The following is a 19571-nucleotide window of genomic DNA, read 5'->3' as shown; positions in this document are numbered from 1 at the left end:
CGGGTCGAGCCCGGGTCGCCGTCATACTAAGGTAAGGGTTACCTAATCACATAGAGGCACTCATCTTCGGGGCGCGGAGGCGCTGGCTAAGGTGAGGGCCCGGCCCCGAAGTAAGGACGTTGACGTGGAGAGAGCCCGGTGACCGGGGCGAATACCCCTCGCGCAGTGCTCAGGGCGCCTCGCGCGGTGCTGCTGGTGGCGCTGCCCGGCACCGCCCTGATCGCTCTGTGCCTGCTGTCCATCGCGTTCGGTGCCCTGAGCGTTCCCCTCGACCAGGTGGTGTCGACCCTCTTCGGGAATCCCCCGAACTCCCGGATCGACAGTGTCATCTGGTCCGTCCGCCTGCCGCGTACCGCGCTCGGGCTGGCGGCGGGAGCGGCCCTCGGGCTGTCCGGCTGTCTGATGCAGGCCCTGACGCGCAACCCGCTGGCCGATCCCGGTGTGCTCGGCGTCAGCGCGGGCGCGGCCTTCGCCATCGTGGTCTCCGTCGGGGTGTTCGGACTGAGCACCGTCTACGGATACATCTGGTTCGCCTTCGCGGGTGCGCTGTTCGCCAGTGTGCTGGTGTATCTGCTGGGCGGACTGGGCCGGTCCGGTACGACGCCGGTGAAGCTGGCGCTGGCCGGCGTCGCCATCACCTCCCTGCTCTCCTCCCTCACCAGCGCCATCGTCCTCACCGATCCCGACGCCCTGAACCGGTTCCGCTTCTGGGAGGCGGGCTCGCTCGCCAACCAGAACGGCGACAGCCTCGTCCAGGTGCTGCCGTTCCTCGCCGTCGGCGCCGTACTCGCCCTGTCCATGGCCCCCGCGCTCAACAGCCTCGCCCTCGGTGACGATGTGGCGGCCGCGCTGGGAACGCGTCTCGGTCTGATCCGGGTGGTGGGGGTGCTCGCCGTCACACTGCTCACCGGCGGGGCGGTGGCGGTCATCGGGCCCGTGGTCTTCGTCGGTCTCGTCGTCCCGCACATCGCGCGTATCCTCACCCAGGCGGCCGGGATCGGCCCCGACCACCGGTGGCTCCTTCCGCTGTCGGCCGTGCTCGCCCCGTGCCTGCTGCTCCTCGCCGATATCGCCGGACGTCTCGTCGCACGGCCGGTCGAGATCCAGGCCGGCGTCCTCGTCGCCTTCATCGGCGGCCCGTTCTTCATCGCGATGGTCCGCCGCCGCCGACTCGCGGAGCTGTGAACATGTCCGGTCTGCTGTCCCCCCGTACCCCCACCCCCGCCCGTACCGGGCCCCGGCTCCCCGCCCGTATCGCCTTCCGGCTGGCCCGCCCGCCGGTCTCCGGTGTGATCCGGCCCCGGCTGGTCGTCGTCGCCGTCTGTCTGGCGCTCGTCGGCTTCCTGGTGTTCTGCCTCGGCATATCCGTGGGCGAGGTCCCGATCGGCATCACCGAGGTGATGCGGTCCCTGGCCGGGTCCGGCGATCCGGGCACCGATCTCATCGTTCATGAGCTGCGGCTGCCGAGGGCGATGACCGGGCTGCTCGTCGGTATCGCGTTCGGCGTCTCCGGTGCCCTCTTCCAGACCATGACACTCAATCCGCTCGCCAGCCCGGACATGATCGGCATCACCCAGGGCGCCGGTGCCGCCGTGGTGGCCGGGATCGTCCTCGGCTGGGACGCGGGTCTGAGCACCCAGTCGCTGGGCCTGCTCGGCGCGTTGGCCACCGCACTGCTGGTGTACGTCCTGGCCTGGAAGCGCGGAACGACCGGCTACCGGATCGTGCTCGTCGGCATCGGCGTCTCCTGGGTCTGCACCAGTCTCACGGACTATCTGATGGCGCACGGCGGCCAGTTCGAGGCACAGGCATCGCTCGGCTGGCTCGTCGGCAACCTCAACGGGCGTGACTGGAACGCCGTCGGGCCGCTGGCGACCGCGCTGGCCGTACTGGTACCGGTCGCGCTGCTGCTCGGCCGCTGGATGAGAACGCTCCAGCTCGGCGACGACGTGGCGAAGGGGCTGGGCACGCCCGTACAGGCGGTCCGTCTGGCCACCCTGCTCACGGGCGTCGGACTGATCGCGTTCGGTACGGCCGCCGCGGGCCCGGTCGCCTTCGTGGCGCTGGCCGCGCCCCAGGTCGCCCAGCGGCTGGCCGGTACCGCCTGGCCCCCGCCGGTCGCGGCCGGTCTCACCGGCGCTCTGATGGTGCTCTCCGCCGATCTGCTCGCGCGCGAGGTGATCCCGGGCACCGAACTCCCGGTCGGCGTCGTCACCGGAGTGCTCGGCGCCCCGGTCCTGCTCTGGCTGCTCGTCCGTGCCAACCGCGTCGGCTCAGGAGGCTGAACCCGTGTCATCGAAACCCGTACCTCACGACGGTCCGGATCTGCGGGCCGAGGGCCTGCGGCTGGCGTACGACAACCGTGTGGTCGTCGACGGCCTCGATGTGGCGATACCGCCGGGGCGGATCACCGCGATCGTCGGGGCCAACGCGTGCGGGAAGTCCACGCTGCTGCGGGCGCTCGCCCGGCTGCTGTCGCCGCGCGCCGGTTCCGTACAGCTCGACGGTCTCGCCCTGCACTCCATCCCGACCCGGGAGCTGGCCCAGCGGCTCGGCATACTGCCGCAGAGCCCGGTCGCACCGGAGGGGCTGACGGTCGTCGACCTGGTCGGCCGCGGCCGTTCACCGCACCAGACCTGGTGGCGGCAGTGGTCGAAGAGCGACGAGCAGGCCGTCCACGACGCGCTGCGCGCCACCGCCATGACGGATCTCGCGGACCGTCCCGTGGACGAACTCTCCGGCGGACAGCGGCAGCGCGCGTGGATCGCGATGGCGGTCGCCCAGGGCACGCCCGTACTGCTGCTGGACGAGCCGACGACCTATCTCGACCTGGCACACCAGATCGACGTGCTGGATCTGGTCAAGGACCTCAACCGGCACGAGAAGCGCACGGTCGTCATGGTGCTGCACGATCTCAACCAGGCCTGCCGTTACGCCGATCACGTCATCGCGATGAAGGCGGGCGCGATCGCGGCGGAGGGCGCTCCGGCCGAGGTGATCACCGCTCAGACGGTCGAGGACGTCTTCGGGCTGCGCTGCCAGGTGGTCACCGATCCGGTCAGCGGAACGCCGATGGTCATCCCGGTGAGCCGCCACCACGACACGCCCTCGGGGCCGGCCGCCGACACACCGGACCGGACCGCCGACACACCGGACCAGCCCGCCGCCGACACCACGGAACGGCCCGCCGCCCCCGCGTCGTTCGGCTAGGGCCTGGACGGCGGCGGCGCGGGGCCCGTCCGTACCCGGGCCCCGCGCCGCCGTCCGGATCAGGACACCGGCACCGTGCCCGTCGGGCGGAGCGGAGGCGGGCTCTCCGTATCCCCGTTCTCCGGCGCCGTGTCCGGGAGGACCGTCGTACCGCCGCGCCCCGGGTGGAGCAGACCGGTCAGCAGGGCATGGGCGACCCTGCCGTCGAGGACCCGCGCCGTACGGACTCCGGCCCGGACGGCGTTCCCGCACGCCTCCATCTTCGGCAGCATGCCCCCGTCCAGCCCCGGCAGCAGCAGGTCCAGGTCGCCTGCGGTGAGCCGCTCGACGATCCGGTCGCTCTCCGGCCAGTGGGCGTACAGACCCGCGACATCGGTGAGGACCACCAGTGTCCCGGCCTCCAGGGCGACCGCGATCGCGCCCGCGGCCGTGTCGGCGTTGATGTTGTAGACCTCCCCGGACTCCCCGCGCGCCACCGGTGAGATGACGGGGATATGACCGTGGTCCAGCAGCATCCGCACGAACGTGGTGTCGACCTTGGTGATGTTCCCGACCAGGCCGATGTCGACGGCCTCGCCGCCCACTTCGCCGTACCGCCGCTCGGCGACGAGGGTGTGCGCGTCCTCGCCGGTCAGACCGACGGCGTACGGTCCGTGCTCGTTGAGCAGGCCGACGAGCCGGCGCTGCACCTTGCCGGAGAGCACCATCCGTACGACGTCCATCGTCTCCGGGGTGGTCACCCGAAGGCCGGCCGCGAAGTGTGAACCGATCCCGAGACGCTTGAGCTGGGCACTGATCTGAGGCCCGCCGCCGTGCACGACGACCATCCGCACACCGGCGCGGCGCAGCCTCACGACATCGTCCGCGAAGGCGCGCGTCAGCTCCTCGTCCACCATCGCGCTGCCACCGAACTTGACGACGACGGTCCGGCCGCGCAGCCGCTCCAGCGCCGCCGGGGCGGGGAACCCGTTCACGGGCGGGCGGTCAGGTAGCCGCCCATCGTGCGGAAGTAGTCCGTGGCGGCGTGTTCGGTGCCGTCCTCGGTCCGCAGGCGCCTGATGACAAGACCCTTGCTCCGGCCCGTACGCGCGTCGGGACCGGCGACGATGACCACACCGTCGCCCTCGCGGATGAAGATCCGGCCGGGGGTGCCGCCGTAACGGGCCTGCGAGAGCGCCGCCGAGACGATCCGTATGCGCCGGCCGCGGTGATGGGTGAAGGCGTTGGGATAGGGGTCCGACTGGGCGCGGATCAGCCGCTCCAGGTCCTCGGCGGGCCAGGACCAGTCGATCCGGCTGTCCTCGATGGAACGCTTGTGGAAGAAGCTGGCCCTGGAGCGGTCCTGCGGGACCCAGCGGGCGGTGCCGGAGGCGATGGCGTCGAGCGAGTCCGTCACGATCGGCCCGATGAGGTCGACCGTCCTGTGGAAGAGATCCGTGGCGGTGTCGGTGGCCCCGACCGGCACGGACCGCTGGAACACGACGTCACCGGCGTCGAGTTCACCGTCCATCCGGTGAGCGGTGACGCCGACCTCCGGCTCTCCGTTGATCAGCGCCCAGATCAGCGGGGAGAAACCCGCGTAGGCCGGCAGCAGCGAATCGTGGACGTTGAGCGTGCCGTGCGGGGGCAGGTCGAAGATCTCCGGGGGCAGCCAGGTACGCCAGTTGTTCGCCACGATGATGTCGGGTGCCGCCTCGCGCAGTGTCCGCAGCAGTTCCTCGTCGTCGGGCCTGTTCCGCAGAAGTACGGGTACGCCGTGCTTCTCGGCCAGTTCGGCCACCGAGTCGTCCCAGATCTTCTCGTAGACGTGATCGCTCTTGGGGTGGGTCACGACCAGGACCACTTCGTGCTCGGAGTCCAGCAACGCTTGGAGGGTCCGGTGACCCCAGGTTTGGTAGCCGAACATGACGACCCGCATGGTGAATCCTTCCTCAAACATTGCAAGGTAAGCCTTACCTTACCTAATATGTAATCACTTAGGGAGGCGATGACGCGGTGAACCCACTGCAGAGCGGGCCGGACTTCATCCATGACGTACTGGGTATCGGCTTCGGGCCGTCGAACCTGGCTCTCGCGATAGCAGTCCAGGAGCACAACGCACGGAATCCGGACAATGAACGGATAAGTGCCGGATTCCTGGAGAAGCAACCCCGTTTCGGCTGGCACCGGGGCATGCTGATCGACGACGCCACGATGCAGGTCTCCTTCCTCAAGGACCTGGTCACGATGCGGGATCCGACGAGCGACTTCAGCTTCCTGTCGTATCTGAGCGACCGGGGCAGGCTGGTGGACTTCCTCAACCAGAAGACGCTGTTCCCGCTGCGCATCGAGTTCCACGACTACTTCGAATGGGCCGCGGCCCGGGTCGGCGGTCTCGTGACCTACGGTTCCGAGGTCGTCTCGGTGGAACCGGTGACGGTCGGGGGCGAGGTGCGCTGGCTGGACATCGGCACCCGCGATCCGGCCGACCCCGAGCGGCTGATCGTGCGCCGGGCCCGCAATGTCGTGGTCGCCACCGGTATGGAGCCCCATCTGCCGCCGGACACCGCCCTGTCGGACCGTATCTGGCACAACAGCGAACTGATCCCCAGGGTGGCCGAGTTGACCGGCCGTCACACTCCGGTGCGGCGCGCCGTGGTGCTCGGCGCCGGGCAGAGCGCGGCGGAGGCCGTCGACTATCTGCACCGCAACTTCCCCGACGCGGAGATCTGTTCGGTATTCGCCAAATACGGCTACACCCCGGCCGACGACAGCCCCATGGCCAACCGGATCTTCGATCCCGAGGCCGTCGACATCTACTACAACGCGCCGCGCGGAGTGAAGCAGTCGCTCTTCGACTACCACCGCTCCACCAACTACTCCGTGGTGGACATGGACCTGATCGAGTCCCTGTCGCGGACCATGTACCAGGAGAAGGTGCAGGGCAGGCCTCGGCTGCGCATGCTGAACGTCTCCCGGATCCGCGAGGTCGAGACACACGACGACCGGCTCGACGTCACCGTGGAGTACCTGCCGACCGGTGAGCGGGAAGTGCTCGCCGCCGACATCCTGGTCCACGCCACGGGCTACCGGCCGCAGGATCTCGGTGAACGCCTCGGGGGGATCGGCAAGCTCTGTCTGCGCGACGAGGAGGACGCGCTCCTGGTCGGCCGGGACCACCGGGTCGTGACCGCCCCGAATGTGACGGCGGGCGTCTATCTCCAGGGCGGCACCGAGCACACCCACGGAATCACCTCGACCCTGCTGTCCAATACGGCGGTGAGGGCGGGCGAGATACGCGACGCCCTCCTGACGGAGCGCCGTACGAGGAGCTTCCCGACCACGGCCGAAGCGCGCTGACGCGTCCTGACACGCCCTGACGCACGCCGGGCAGGCGACCGGCGGAAGCGGACGGGCAACCGGCCGAAGCGGGGAGGTCTTCTTCGCGGTGGTCTTCCTCCGTCCTGGCATGTCGTGCACGCTCACTCCCTCGCACCGTGTGGTCCGATGGCGGGCGCGGCCCCGCGGCGGAAGATGCGAAGGATGGGAGCGGATCATGAGCGAAGCAGCAGGAGTCCCGGCGGAGAACACGTACGACGTGATCGTCATCGGCGCGGGCCCTGTCGGCCAGATCGCCGCCGAACGGGCCCGCGCCGCCGGACTGAGTGTCGCGGTGGTGGAGAAGGAACTGGTCGGCGGCGAGTGTTCCTACTGGGCGTGCATCCCGAGCAAGGCACTGCTGCGCCCGGTCGTCGCCGTCGGGGACGCCCGCCGTGTCGAAGGCGCGCACGAGGCGGTCTCCGGTCCGGTCGACGCGACGGGTGTGTTCGCCCGCCGCAACCGTTTTGTGCACAACTGGGACGACGGCGGACAGGCCGACCAGCTCGCGGGCATCGGCGCCGAGCTGGTCCGCGGCCATGGGCGGCTGGACGGGCCGCGCCGGGTCGCCGTCACCCCCTCCGACGGCGCGCCGGTGGTACTGACCGCCCGGCACGCCGTGGCCGTGACCACCGGCAGCGACGCCGTACTGCCCGACCTGCCCGGTGTCGCCGAGGCCCGGCCCTGGAGCAATCGCGAGGCCACCGACTCCAGCACGGTGCCCGGACGGCTCGCCGTCGTCGGCGCCGGCGGTGTCGGTGTGGAGATGGCCAGCGCCTGGCAGGGCCTGGGAGCCGCGGTCACCCTGCTGTCCCGCGGCCCCGGTCTGCTGCCCCGGATGGAGCCCTTCGCCGGTGAAGTGGTCGCCAACGGGCTCAAGGAGGCCGGGGTGGACGTGCGCGTCAATGTCTCCGTCACCCGGCTGAGCCGTCCGGGCGGCACCGGACCGGTCACTCTGACGCTGGACGACGGCGGCGAACTGGAGGCCGACGAGGTGCTGTTCGCCATCGGCAGGACCCCGCGCACGGACGACATCGGCCTGGAGACGGTGGGCCTCACCCCCGGGTCCTGGCTGGAGACCGACGAGACCTGCCGGGTGCGGGACGTCGAGGCCGGCTGGCTGTACGCGATGGGCGATGTGAACCACCACGCCCTCCTCACCCATCAGGGCAAGTACCAGGCACGGATCGCCGGCGACGCCATCGGCGCCCGCGCCACCGGACAGCCGCTCGACACCTCGCCCTGGGGTGCCCACGCCACCACCGCGGACCGGCACGCGGTACCGCAGGTCTTCTTCTCCGACCCGGAGGCGGCGGCGGTCGGCCTCTCCGCCGAACAGGCCGAGCGGGCCGGTCACCGCGTGAAGGTCGTCGATGTCGACCTCGGCGAGGTCGTCGGGGCGGATCTGTACGCCGACGGCTACCAGGGCCGGGCCCGTATGGTGGTCGACCTCGACCGCGGCCATCTGCTCGGGGTGACCTTCGCCGGCCCGGGTGTCAGCGAGCTCCTTCACTCCGCCACCGTCGCCGTCGCCAGTCAGGTCCCCGTCGAACGGCTCTGGCACGCCGTGCCCTGCTTCCCCTCGATCAGCGAGGTCTGGCTGTACCTGATGAAGGCCTACCGGGACCGCGCGTGATGAAGGCCTGCCGGGACTGAGCGCCGCGACAGCGGAGCACCCGCTCTCAGCGGAGGTTCTGCCAGGTCAGCGGGGTGGCCAGGTGGATGAGGTCGATGACGTTCCGGTCGGGCCGCTCAAGTGCCGCCTGGCCGACGACGCGGAGTACCGCCAGAAAGGCCGCGGCCAGAAACCGGGCCTGAAGACCGGCGTCCGGTCCGGCACGGAAGCGCTGCTCCACCACGGTGGCCAGATCTCGTTCGAACGCGGTGTAGGTGGCGACCAGTTCGGGAAGCAGCGCGGGATGCGTCCGCAGCGTTCGGTAGCGTTGCTCATCGGCGGCGCTCACCGGCCATTCGCCGCTCATCTGCTCGGCGGCCCGGGTCAGCGCCTCCAGGGGGGATTCGATCTCGGGGCGGGCGTGGACGAGTTCGACCAGCCGCGCCACTTGTGTCCGGTCACGGTGGAACAGCGCCTGTTCCTTGCTGGAGAAGTAATTGGAGAACGTGCGCCGGGAGACGAAGGCCGCGTCGGCGATCGCCTCGACCGTGAGGTTCTCCACCCCGTGCTCCATGGCGAGGCGTACGGCCGCGTCATGGAGTGCCTGACGGGTCGCCGCCTTCTTCCGTTCACGCAGACCTGCGGACATCACCCGGTGAGCATAGCCCCGGAGCGCAAACATGCACACAGGGCAATCTTGCGCAATGGGAAGATTTTTGTGAGGCTACGGAGGCCGCTCCAGTGGCTCACCACCACGGTCTGCAGAGAGGAACAGGACACCCCTATGTCCGCCCCCCACACCTCACCCTCCCCCACCGGCCCGCAGGATCCCGGGTTCGACCCCGAGGCGCTCCGGGCCCGCTACCGCGCCGAACGGGACCGCAGGATCCGGCCCGAGGGCACCCGGCAATACCAGCGCACGGCCGGGCGGTTCGGCTACTACGCCGACGACCCGCACGCCGATCCGTCGTTCTCCCGCGACCCGTTGCACGACCGGGTCGAGGCCGTCGTCGTCGGTGGCGGACTCGGCGGACTGCTCGCCGGCGCGCGCCTGCGCCAGGCGGGCGTGGACTCGATCCGGGTGATCGAGCAGGGCGGAGACTTCGGCGGGACCTGGTACTGGAACCGGTACCCCGGCATCCACTGCGACATCGAGTCGTACATCTATATGCCGCTGCTCGAAGAGGTCGGCTACATACCGAAGTGGAAGTACGCGCCCGGCGAGGAGATACGGCAGCACGCGCGGGCCGTGGGACGGACCTTCGATCTGTACCGCGACGCCTGTTTCCAGACCCGGGCGACCGAATTACGCTGGGACGAGAACGAGTCGGAGTGGATCGTCGGCACCGACCGCGGTGACCGGATGCGGGCGCGCTACGTGGTGGTGGCCAGTGGAACGCTCAGTCAGGCGAAACTCCCCGGCATCCCCGGCATCGAGACCTTCAAGGGACATACGTTCCACACCAGCCGCTGGGACTTCGCGTACACCGGCGGTGACGCCGACGGGAATCTGCACCGGCTCGCCGGCAAACGTGTCGGCCTGATCGGCACCGGCGCGACCGCCATCCAGTGCGTACCCCATCTCGGGGCCGGCGCGGAGCAGTTGTACGTGTTCCAGCGCACGCCCTCCTCGGTCGACACGCGCGGCAACCGCCCCACGGACGAGAACTGGGCCGCTTCACTGACCCCCGGCTGGCAGCGCCGCCGCATGGACAACTTCCTCACGCTGGTCACGGGCGGCCGGGCGGACGAGGATCTGGTCGATGACGGCTGGACCAGCAGCGCCCGGCTCCAGCAGAAACTCATCCCGACCAACAGCTACGCGGATGTTCCGGCGGACGAGCGGGAGCACGCGTACGAGATGGCCGACTTCCAGAAGATGAACGAGATCCGCGCCCGGGTCGACGCCGTCGTCGAGGATCCGTCGGCGGCGGAGACGCTCAAGCCCTGGTACCGCTACATGTGCAAGCGGCCCACGTTCAGCGACACCTATCTCCAGACGTTCAACCGGCCGAACGTCACCCTGGTCGACACGGCCGACAGCCACGGCGTGGAACGCGTCACCGAGAACGCCGTCGTGGTCGGCGGGGTCGCCTACGAGGTCGACTGCGTCATCTTCGCGACCGGCTTCGAGGTCGGTGCCTCCGGCATCCTCAACGGATCCCTGCCGGTGCACGGCAGGGGAGGCGTCACCCTGGCCGAGGCGTGGAAGAACGGTCCGAAGACGCTGCACGGGTTCTACAGCCACGGCTTCCCCAATCTCTTCCAGCTCGGGCCGCTGCAGAACGCCAGTGCCGTCAACTTCGCCCATGTCCTCGACGAACAGGCGATCCATGTGGCCGAAGTCGTCGCCCAGGCGCGCGAGAGGCGGGCCCGCTACGTGGAGCCTTCCGGTGAGGCGGAGGCGGCCTGGGTGGCCACGATCCGTCGGAAGACCGCCGACCTCTACACCTTCCAGGCCGAGTGCACCCCCGGCTACTACAACAACGAGGGCATGCCACGCGAGCGCGGCCAGTCCTACGGGGACGGGCCCGTCGCGTTCCATGAACTGCTCAGGCGCTGGCGCGAGGACGGCGGGATGACGGATGTCCTCGTCGGGTCCGAGTGAGGCGGGGCGAGAAGGTGACGGAGCCGGAGACCGCATTTCCCAGCCGGTACGACGAGACCGGCCGTGAGCGACCCACGAGCAGCCGCTGGAAGGTGAAGAGGCTCAATCCGCCGAATCCGCTGTGGGGTTCGAACGGTGTCGCCTTCGGTCCCGACGGGCGTCTCTACGTGGCACAGTTCCTCGCCGGCCAGATCAGCGCCGTGGACCCGGTCAGCGGGGACGTCGAGGTGGTAGTGCCGATGGACGGTCCGGTCCAGTCCCCCGACGACCTCGCCTTCGGGGCGGACGGCTCGATGTATATCGCCGACCTGGTGCCCGGCAGGGTGTGGCGGCGTACTCCGCACGGCGAATACAGCCTCGTGTCCGATCGGATGAAGGTCCCCAACGGCATCACCTGTGTCGGAGACCGGCTCTTCGTCAACGAGATGAGGATGAACGGCCGGCTGATGGAGCTGTTCCCCGACGGCCGTGACCCGGTGGTGCTGACCGACGGACTGGCCCTGGGCAACGCGATGCAACTCGGCCCGGACGGTCATCTGTACTACCCGCACATGATCAGCAATCAGGTCTGGCGTCTGTCTCCCGAGGGCGGTACACCGGAACTGGTCGCGGAGGACGTGCACGAACCGGTCGCCGTACGCTTCGACCGGGGTGGCGTCATGACCGTCCTGTCACGCGGCACGGCCGGCATCGTCACCCGGGTCGACCTGCACGGAACCGGCTCCCGTTCGATCGTCACCAGCGGTGTCGTGGGCCTGGACAACGCGGCCTTCGACGCGGAGAACCGCATGTTCGTCTCCAGCTTCGCGAGTGGCGGCGTCACCGAGATGCACCCCGACGGGCGGACCCGGGAAATCGTTCCCCGCGGACTCGACGGCCCCTTCGGGGTGACGGTCGATCTGGCGGGCACGGTCTACGCGGCCGACCACTACCGGCTGGCCGACCCCGAGAGTCCGGTGGAGGGCGACGGGAGTGGTGTGACGACACACGCCCTCATGCCCTTCGCCCACGGGATCGCCGCGGAGGGCACACTCCTGCACCTCACATCGCAGTACGGCGAGGTCCGGACCTACGACTCCGAGCACCGGACGACACGGGTACGGGCGAGAGGACTGAACCGGCCCATGGGAATCGCGGTGGACCCCGGCGGCCGGCTCGTCGTCGCGGAGTCGGACGCGGGCCGGGTCCTGGCCATCGATGAGCACGACACCGTCACCGTACTCGCCGACGGACTCGAACACCCCGTGGACATAGCCTTCGACGCGGAGTGGCGCTGCTACGTCAGTGACGACCGGACCGGGGCGGTGTTCCGGATCGACAACGGGGAGACGACGGCCGTCGCGGAGGGGCTCGGCGCGCCGCAGGGACTGGCCGTCCTGGGCGAGGAGTTGTTCACGGTGGAGACCGAGCCGCGCCGGCTGCGGGCCATCTCCCTCACCACGGGGGAGAGCAGGATCGACGCCGAGGGCTTGGCGGTCGGAGCGCCCCCCGGCCTCGCCGCGCGTACCGAACCGGCGCTCTTCACCCACGGTATGCCGGGCTTGCCCATCCGGTTCGCCGGCCTCGCCGCCTCGCCCGATGGCTCGCTCCTCCTCTCGGCCGACGGCGAGGGCACCGTACTGAGGCTGTCACCGTCCCGGGCCCACGGCGCCACCGCGGGCAGCGGGAGCACCGCTCCCGACTGACCGTTGCCTCGCTCGTCAGCAAGCCGGTCAGTGGGAAAGCCGATCAGTCGGAAAGCCGGGAAGCCGGGAAGGAACACACCATGATCAGCACCGATCTGGCAGGACGCGGTGTCATCGTCACCGGGGCGGCGTCCGGTATCGGGCGGGCCGCCGCTCTCAGGTTCGCGGACGAGGGCGCGAGCGTTCTCGTCGCCGATCTCGACCAGGAGGGCGCCGCCGCGACCGTCGAGGAGATCGAGCGGGCGAAGGGCACCGCGTTGGCCGTCGTCGGTGATCTCAGCGACCAGCGGGTGGTCGACGAGGTCGTGGGCAGGACCGTCGAGGCCTTCGGCGGTGTGGACGTCCTTGTGAACAACGCCGGTGTCATGGACCGTATGTCAGCCGTCTGCGACACCGACGACACCGAGTGGCAGCGCACACTCCGCATCAACCTGACCGCACCGTTCATGCTCACACGTGCGGCCTTGCCGCACATGCTGGCGGCGGGGCGCGGCTCCATCATCTTCACCGCCTCCGAAGCCGGTCTCCGCGGCAGCGCGGCCGGTGCCGCGTACACCGCCTCGAAACACGGCGTCATAGGGCTCGTCAAGAACCTCGCGGTCATGTACCGGAAGCAGGGCATCCGCGCCAACGCCATCGCGCCCGGCCCGACCGCGACGAACGTCAAGGTCGACGCGGTCCCCGGAGCCCATGGCCCCGCGACGATCGGACAGCTCATAGGAGCCAACATCGGCCGGATGGGCAGCGCCGAGGAGCAGGCCGCCGCCATCCTCTTCCTCGCCTCCGAAGCGGCGGCCTTCATCAACGGCGCCATTCTGCCCGTCGATGACGGCTGGGCGGCCATCTGACCGGCCTCTCACGCCTGGAGACGCTCACCGGACCGGTAAAGGCCTCGCCCGCAAGCCGTTTCCAGTACTTTCCAGCACTTTCCAGCCCCTTCCGCTTCACCGGAGGCCGGGTGATCACCTCGTCGCGATGCTCCGTAACGTGAGCTTCCGACGGGACCCATCCCGGTCGCCCCATGACCGAGGTCATGGACGGGTGTCACACCCACCACACATGACGAAGAGAGCCAGCGCATGACCACCGTGCACGGATCGACCATCGACATCCCCACCCAGGACGGCGTCGCCGACGCCTATCTGACCCACCCCGACGACGGTGTCCCGCACCCCGCCGTCCTGTTCTACATGGACGCCTTCGGGCTGCGCCCGCACTTGACGAAGATGGCGGACCGTGTCGCCGCGGCGGGCTACACCGTCCTGGTACCCAACGTCATGTACCGCCACGGACGGGCTCCCGTGGTGGAACTGCCCGAGTTCATCAACCCGGCCGAGCGCCCGGAGATCTTCCAGAACCTCCGCCCCGCCATGCAGTCGCTGACACCGGAGGCGGCCATGCGTGACGCCGGGTCCTATCTCGAATGGCTGAGTGCCTCGCCTCTGACCACGGACGGACCCGTGGGCATCACCGGCTACTGCATGGGCGCCGGCCTGGCCCTGCGCACCGCCGGCACATATCCGGACCGGGTCGCCGCCATCGCGGGCTTCCATGGCGCGTACCTGGCGAGCGAGGCGCCGGAAAGTCCCCATCTGCTCGCCGACCGCATCACCGCCGAGGTCTACTTCGGCCACGCCGACCAGGACTCCGCGATGCCCCCGGAGCAGATCGACCGCCTTGAGGAAGCCCTCACCGCCGCGGGTGTCGTCCACCGCACCGAGGTCTACGACGGCGCCCACCACGGCTTCACACAGGCCGACACCGCGGCGCACGACGCCGGGGCCGCGGACCGCCACTGGAAAGCACTCCTGGATCTGCTGGGCCGCGCCCTCTGATCCGACTGGTGCCGTCTGCCGTCGCGTGGTGTGGCGTGGCGTGGCGTCGATGGTGCCGAGCGGGGAGAGCGCCTGGGCGCTGGGGCTGCCGGGTTCGGCGTGGTAGATGACGAGTTGCTGGCCGGGGGCGTCACAGACGTCGAAGGCCTGACAGGTGAGGGTGAGCGGGCCGACGTCGGGGTGGTTGAACTGCTTGGCGTCCTGGGTCTTGCCGCGCACGGCGTGGGCCCGCCACGGCCGCCACAGGGTGGAGAAGTCCACGCTCCGCCCGGTCAGTGTGTTGACGAGCGCGTGGAGCCGGGGACTGTCGGGATCAAAGCCGGCCGCTTCGCCGGGCGGCACTCGACAAGCGAACCGTGAGCTGACGACGACCCCCGTGGCGGTCGCCCCGACGGTGCCGGAGGAGGGTCCCCGTACCGGCCCGTCGGTGACCGGGGTGAGGGGCGGCGGGCGTCCCGGCTCACCGCCCCTCACCGGGACGCCCGTCCCCTAACACAGGCGTCACGGCGCCGAATTCAGGCGGATGCCTCCGTCAGCTCGGTCATCTCCGCGTCCGTCAGCCGGAAGTCGCTCATCGCGAGCAGCGGAGGGAGCTGTCCGACCGTACGCGCGGACGCGATGGGCGCGACCACGGTGGGCCGTTGCGCCAGCCAGGCCAGTGCGACGGTCGCCATCTCCACCCCGCGCGCCTCGACGATCTTGTCGAGTGTGGCAAGGACCTTGGCGGCGCTCTCGGACTCCAGATACGGGGCGACCCGGTTGAGCCGGACACTGTCCACGGTCGTGCCGGGGCGGTACTTGCCGGTCAGGAAGCCCGCGGCGAGCGAGAAGTAGGGGAGGCAGCCCATACCGTGTCGCTCGACGATGTCCTGGAGCTCGCCCTCGTAGCTGTCACGCGAGACCAGGTTGTAGTGCGGCTGGAGTGCGGCATAGCGGGCCAGACCCTCGCGTTCGGAGAACGCGAGCGAGGCGGACAGACGCTCGGGGCTGATGTTGGAGGCGGCTATCGCACGGACCTTGCCCTCCTTCACCAGGGCGTCAAGGGTGGTGATGATCTCCTCGACCGGCACGGACGTGTCGTCGAAGTGCGTGAAGTAAAGGTCGATGTGGTCCGTGCCGAGCCGGCGCAGCGAGGCCTCGGCCGCCGCCCTGATGTTGGCGGGCGCCAGGCCCTTGAACTGAGGGTGTATGCCCACCTTGGTGGCGACGACGACATCGGAGCGGTTGCCGCGCGCGGCCATCCACTTCCCGATGATGGTCTCGGACTCGCCGCCCACATTGCCCGCGGCACCCGCGGTGTAGGTGTCGGCGGTGTCGACGAAGTTCCCGCCGGCGGCGACGTAGGCGTCAAGGATCGCGAAGGACTCGGCCTCGTCGGCGCCCCAGCCGAAGACATTGCCGCCGAGGCAGAGCGGGTAGACCTTGAGGTCGGACGAGCCGAGCGTCTTTCGTGTATTCATGCGCTCAGTCTTTCGTCATCTGATTCCCGACACCACCCGACACTGCCCGCACCCTGGCGGCCTCCCCGGCGTCGGTGAGCTGCGGTCGCTGCCCGGCGTCGCTCCTGAGCCTGCCTCGGTGGAACAACTGGTCGATGACGCGAGCGATCTCGTACGGCCCGTCCGCGCGGGGCGTCAGCTGGGCGACAACCTCCTCGCGGCTCGGCGCCGCGGGCCCGCCGTACACCCGGTTGAGCACCCAGTACCGCGGCTGCGTGACATCGATCCTGGCCATGCCGTCACCCGCTGCTGCCCGCCTCCCCTCGCCGTCGGGCGGTTTCTCGTCCAGGGCAAGGGCGCCCGAGGGTCGGGGCCGCGGCAGCGAGAGGCGTTTCTGTTCGCCGAGGGATGTGAGTTGCTGTGGTGGTACGTGGAGGAAGTCCGCGGGTTGTTCTCGGACGACCCGGAGCACCCTGAGTCGCCGGTGTGGCCCTCTGAGCGCTTGGCGCGGTGGGCGGCGGCCAACCGAGGCATCTGGAGGCCCAGTGACCTGATGCCCGTGTTCAAAGAAGTCGGCTTCAGTCCGTCGATGTCGAAGGTCTCCGCGCTCTGGTCGGGCACACCGGAACGGTGCGGTTGGACGACCTGGACCTGATCTGCGCTGCTCTTCAGTGCACGGTCGCGGACCTGCTCGTTGCCGAACCTGTAGCCGGGAAAACACCGGTGGCCCAGGACGAGGGGCTCGCGACGGCTGCGGGTGAGTCGCCCAGGCCGGTGCCGCGCCGGTCCACCGGGGCGGGGCGGCCCAGGTCGCTCCCACCGAACTGAGGTGGCCCCAAGACGAAAGCGCCTGCCCTCGCTGGGGCAGTGCGCCGGCTGCCTCGGCTGGGGACTGCGGGTCCAGTCACCGTTCTGCTCCCCCTGCCACCAGTGGCGCTCCAAGCGGAACCACCCGGAGGGCGAGTGCAGACGGTGAAAGCGGCTGTGGCGCATCAACGATGAAGGCTTCTGCCGGGCGTGTGTCGTAGCGGTCACCGAGTACGACGCGGCCTGGTACTTCGAACCCGCACAGGCCACAGAGCAGCCGGCATGGACCCAGCTCGCGTTCTGTCTGCCCGCTTACGTCCGTCGGCCTGCCCTGCCCACTGGCACCTACCGCCTGCAGACTGACGGCCGCTACCACGCACCTGGCTGGGCACGCGCTCAACGCCCCGCCCTCGTCGTGGACGACGAGCGGATCTGTCCGCCAGCAGTGCTTGGACAGGTGGCCCTGTTCCCTGCGCCGTACCGCCTGCTGGAGCGCCACGCCGTCGCGATTCGCAGCCGATTCCAAGACGATCTGATCCGACTCAAACCGCTGGTCAGTCAGGTGCAGGCCGAGCACTGCCTCGGGCGTGCCTGGCGCGTCAGTGCCATGAACATGTTGGCCCTCGCGCTGGCGGCGCGCGACGCGGCCGGCCAGGACCTGGTCGACGCCGCGATCCTTGACGCCCTGCCTCACCGGCCCGTCGGAGTCACCCGAGTCCTGAACAAGGCTGGCCTACTTGCCCCTGATCTAGACCGCGAGGTGGTCCTGCTCCCGCACGCCCAGCGGGCCCGCCCCCAACCTCAGCCACGAAGCTGCGATCACTGCCTCTCGTGGGGCCGAAACCAAGTGTGCATCGCCTGTAGAAACTGGCGTCGCATATACGCTGACCAGCGAGGATGTTGCGGTCGGTGTGGCGCCGGGGCCGCTTCCCCTGCGAAACGGTCGATGCCGCGACTGCACTCGGCAGCGCCTTCGACTGGGACCTGACGCCGACGCCTCTACCTGGCGGCAACTACGTTTTGCCGGACCGTCCTTGGCGAACGGTAGCGTGCCCCGTCGCGAACTCCTCGCGGATCGCCCGGAGCTCAGTGCGCCAGCCGTCCTTGAAGGTGAGGCGACGATCTTTGAGATCGAGCGGGACTGGCACCCGCTGGCCGGAGCGATGCTGCCAGCCCCGCTACCTCCGGTGAAGGCCCTGCTGGCTGACTTCGCCCGGTACACCGCCCGGTACACCACCGAGAACCGCTGGAACCAGAAAGTCCACAAGCCCAGTGCTCGGGTTCTACGAGCGGCCGCCACCTGGCTGGGCGCCGACACCATCTTCCGCGAGGATGATCTCCGGGCGCTGCACCGCGTGTTCGGCAGCAAGGGTCGCATTCGCGGGCTTGTCGCCTTCCTGGACCAACGCGAACAGTTCGTCGCTGATTCGTGGAGGGAAGGCAGGTCCCACCACCGCGTCACCGACTACGCCACCCTGCGCCGTTACCTCACCTACCTGGTCTCGCCACTCGCTGACTGGACCACCCACACCGCCTTGCGCCAGGTGACGGAGGCCGACGTCACGGCCGCTGTCACCGCGGTCAAAGGCCCAGGCGCCCACGAGCGCGCTGTGGCGGTCCGGTCACTCTTTCGAGCCCTGAAACACGCCAAGCTCGTCTTCGTCGACCCCACCCGTGGACTCCGCGTCACCCGTCAGGAACTGCTGCCCACAACCCTGGCCCCCGACCGGCTGGCTCCATGACAGGCAGGTGACCCTGAACTGAACCGAAGCTCAGAAGTTGTCACCGGCGGAGCCGGCTGAGCTGGCGGGTAAAGCTGGACGAGGCAGCCTGGTTGTCACCAACAAGGCATTCGATTTGTCACAAGTACTTGTTCGGTAACCCTTCCTGTCACGGAGAAATGATGGCCGCCCAACCGGTGGCGGCCACTACCTCCCGTGCGACCTTCCTCGCCCTCGGCCGCGCAATCGTCTGCTGGCGGCGTCTCAAAAAAGCAGTGCTGATCTGATCCCTCAGCCCGTACCGCCTGCCAGTGCCTCGCCGAGCGGGGTGCGCCGGTAGAGCACCGACCGTCCGGACCGGGCGCGGACGAGCAGTCCCGCGCCTCGCAGGATGGCGAGGTGGTCTCCCACCGCGCCGGGTGTCATGGCGAGGCTTCGGGCGAGGTGGCTGGTACTGGCCGGGGCGTCCAGCGCCAACAGCAGCCGGGCTCGGGACCGGCCGACCAGGGCGGTCAGGGCGTCCGGTCGGGGGACGCTCTCCTGTTCGCCCCACAGGCCGGCGGTGCCGCGGGCACGATAGATCAAGGTCCTGGGCCAGGGGTCTTCCAGGTGGGCGGCGATGTTCCCGACGAAAACCGAAGGGATCAGCAGGAGCCCGTCGCCGGCGAGGCGGACAGTTCCGACTTGGGGGAAGTGGCCGATCTCGATACCACCGGCTTGCCAGGCGATGCTCGGGTGCAGGCTCTCGATGGTCGTGACCCATCCGTGTTCGCCGATCACACCCACCCGGTGCACGACATCGCGCTCACAGATCGCGCGCAGTTGCGGCCAGTCCGGGGCGAGCAGTTCGTGCCAGGCCTGGTCCATCGCCTCGGCGATCCTGGAGACGGCGTCCGTCGAGTCCAGCACTGCGCGTATGCGGGCATCACGGGCGGACGGGCCGGTCGCGTTGGTGGCGATTTCGCGGCGGGCCGCTTCCAGCGGTGTGGCCCGGATCATGGCCAGGTCGTCCGCCCAGGTCTGGTTGAGGCCGCGCGGGGGCGGGGCGACGAAGTTCGGTCCGGATTGCGGGGTGTGCAGGGCGAGGGCGGCGTTCAGCTCGCTCTCGCGGCGAAGCCGTTCAAAAGCCGGCCGGAGTCGGGTGGCCCAGGCTCGCGGCAGCGGCCTGTCTTGGCCGGCGAGCGAGCGTAGCAGGAAGCAGAGGTCCATCGCGGGGGAGAGTGCGAAGCGGCTGCGCAGCAGGTCCTCGACGGAGACTTCGAAGCGGAGCACCCTGCCATGCTACCGAGGGACG

General features: G+C 69.6%; 15 protein-coding genes and 3 pseudogenes. 11 read left to right on the top strand and 7 right to left on the bottom strand.

Annotated features, from left to right (window positions below; all coding sequences use genetic code 11):
• Nucleotides 1-165 precede the first annotated feature (165 nt).
• Genes OG214_RS35090 through OG214_RS35080 form a run of 3 tightly spaced genes read left to right on the top strand, consistent with a single transcriptional unit; the run spans nucleotide 166 to nucleotide 3210 of the window.
• On the top strand, nucleotides 166-1185 hold the full coding sequence (locus tag OG214_RS35090; protein ID WP_405987031.1) for a FecCD family ABC transporter permease: 1020 nt from the start codon (nucleotides 166-168) through the stop codon (nucleotides 1183-1185).
• Nucleotides 1186-1187: 2 nt separating this feature from the next.
• Nucleotides 1188-2285: a FecCD family ABC transporter permease gene (locus tag OG214_RS35085; protein WP_405987030.1), complete on the top strand. Its 1098-nt coding sequence runs from the start codon at nucleotides 1188-1190 to the stop codon at nucleotides 2283-2285.
• Nucleotides 2286-2289: 4 nt separating this feature from the next.
• Complete coding sequence (locus OG214_RS35080) at nucleotides 2290-3210, top strand: ABC transporter ATP-binding protein (RefSeq protein WP_405987029.1); 921 nt, start codon at nucleotides 2290-2292, stop codon at nucleotides 3208-3210.
• A gap of 59 nt (nucleotides 3211-3269) precedes the next feature.
• Here OG214_RS35080 and argB read toward each other — a convergent pair whose 3' ends face one another.
• On the bottom strand, nucleotides 3270-4184 hold the full coding sequence (gene argB / locus OG214_RS35075) for an acetylglutamate kinase (RefSeq protein ID WP_405987028.1): 915 nt from the start codon (nucleotides 4182-4184) through the stop codon (nucleotides 3270-3272).
• Nucleotides 4181-5128 (bottom strand): methionyl-tRNA formyltransferase, encoded by a 948-nt coding sequence (locus tag OG214_RS35070; protein ID WP_363082217.1) that lies wholly within the window; start codon nucleotides 5126-5128, stop codon nucleotides 4181-4183. The genes argB and OG214_RS35070 overlap by 4 nt, the downstream gene beginning before the upstream one ends.
• A 77-nt stretch (nucleotides 5129-5205) precedes the next feature.
• On the opposite strand from OG214_RS35070, the gene OG214_RS35065 reads away from it, so the two are divergent.
• Both OG214_RS35065 and OG214_RS35060 read left to right on the top strand, forming a co-directional pair.
• The gene (locus OG214_RS35065) at nucleotides 5206-6549 is read left to right on the top strand and encodes a lysine N(6)-hydroxylase/L-ornithine N(5)-oxygenase family protein (protein WP_405987027.1); all 1344 of its coding nucleotides are present in this window, start codon (nucleotides 5206-5208) and stop codon (nucleotides 6547-6549) included.
• Nucleotides 6550-6745: 196 nt separating this feature from the next.
• Nucleotides 6746-8203, top strand: a complete 1458-nt coding sequence (locus OG214_RS35060) for a dihydrolipoyl dehydrogenase family protein (RefSeq protein ID WP_405987026.1) — start codon at nucleotides 6746-6748, stop codon at nucleotides 8201-8203.
• A gap of 46 nt (nucleotides 8204-8249) precedes the next feature.
• Here the strand turns inward: OG214_RS35060 and OG214_RS35055 are convergent, their stop codons facing one another.
• Nucleotides 8250-8831: a TetR/AcrR family transcriptional regulator gene (locus tag OG214_RS35055; RefSeq protein ID WP_363082220.1), complete on the bottom strand. Its 582-nt coding sequence runs from the start codon at nucleotides 8829-8831 to the stop codon at nucleotides 8250-8252.
• Nucleotides 8832-8966: 135 nt separating this feature from the next.
• On the opposite strand from OG214_RS35055, the gene OG214_RS35050 reads away from it, so the two are divergent.
• The 4 genes from OG214_RS35050 to OG214_RS35035 all read left to right on the top strand — a co-directional run bounded on the left by OG214_RS35050 (nucleotide 8967) and on the right by OG214_RS35035 (nucleotide 14310).
• A complete protein-coding gene (locus OG214_RS35050) occupies nucleotides 8967-10790 on the top strand; it encodes a flavin-containing monooxygenase (RefSeq protein WP_405987025.1) in 1824 nt (607 codons plus the stop codon).
• A gap of 14 nt (nucleotides 10791-10804) precedes the next feature.
• A complete protein-coding gene (locus OG214_RS35045) occupies nucleotides 10805-12475 on the top strand; it encodes a hypothetical protein (RefSeq protein WP_405987024.1) in 1671 nt (556 codons plus the stop codon).
• Between the two features lie 80 nt (nucleotides 12476-12555).
• Nucleotides 12556-13323, top strand: coding sequence for an SDR family NAD(P)-dependent oxidoreductase (locus OG214_RS35040; protein WP_405987023.1), 768 nt, complete (start codon nucleotides 12556-12558; stop codon nucleotides 13321-13323).
• A gap of 231 nt (nucleotides 13324-13554) precedes the next feature.
• Complete coding sequence (locus OG214_RS35035; RefSeq protein ID WP_363082211.1) at nucleotides 13555-14310, top strand: dienelactone hydrolase family protein; 756 nt, start codon at nucleotides 13555-13557, stop codon at nucleotides 14308-14310.
• 6 nt (nucleotides 14311-14316) lie between these two features.
• Here the strand turns inward: OG214_RS35035 and OG214_RS35030 are convergent.
• From OG214_RS35030 to OG214_RS35020, 3 genes and pseudogenes are all read right to left on the bottom strand, one after another.
• Nucleotides 14317-14640 (bottom strand): annotated as a pseudogene (locus tag OG214_RS35030) (transcriptional regulator); the annotation flags it as partial.
• Nucleotides 14641-14825: 185 nt separating this feature from the next.
• A complete protein-coding gene (locus OG214_RS35025) occupies nucleotides 14826-15770 on the bottom strand; it encodes an aldo/keto reductase (RefSeq protein WP_405987022.1) in 945 nt (314 codons plus the stop codon).
• Nucleotides 15771-15816: 46 nt separating this feature from the next.
• Nucleotides 15817-16050 (bottom strand): annotated as a pseudogene (locus tag OG214_RS35020) (MarR family transcriptional regulator); the annotation flags it as partial.
• Nucleotides 16051-16302: 252 nt separating this feature from the next.
• Between OG214_RS35020 and OG214_RS35015 the strand changes: the two are divergent.
• Together OG214_RS35015 and OG214_RS35010 are read left to right on the top strand one after the other, a co-directional pair.
• Nucleotides 16303-16577: pseudogene (locus OG214_RS35015) on the top strand (helix-turn-helix domain-containing protein).
• A gap of 1028 nt (nucleotides 16578-17605) precedes the next feature.
• Nucleotides 17606-18298 (top strand): hypothetical protein, encoded by a 693-nt coding sequence (locus tag OG214_RS35010; RefSeq protein WP_405987021.1) that lies wholly within the window; start codon nucleotides 17606-17608, stop codon nucleotides 18296-18298.
• 270 nt (nucleotides 18299-18568) lie between these two features.
• Here the strand turns inward: OG214_RS35010 and OG214_RS35005 are convergent, their stop codons facing one another.
• Nucleotides 18569-19549, bottom strand: coding sequence for an ArsR/SmtB family transcription factor (locus tag OG214_RS35005; RefSeq protein ID WP_405987020.1), 981 nt, complete (start codon nucleotides 19547-19549; stop codon nucleotides 18569-18571).
• Nucleotides 19550-19571: the final 22 nt, after the last annotated feature.

Origin of the sequence: Streptomyces sp. NBC_00872 (genome assembly GCF_045161915.1) — a bacterium.
In the GTDB taxonomy this organism is placed as follows: Bacteria; Actinomycetota; Actinomycetes; order Streptomycetales; family Streptomycetaceae; genus Streptomyces.
Note: the sequence above shows the minus strand (reverse complement) of the source record. Positions and strands in the feature narration are given on the sequence as shown.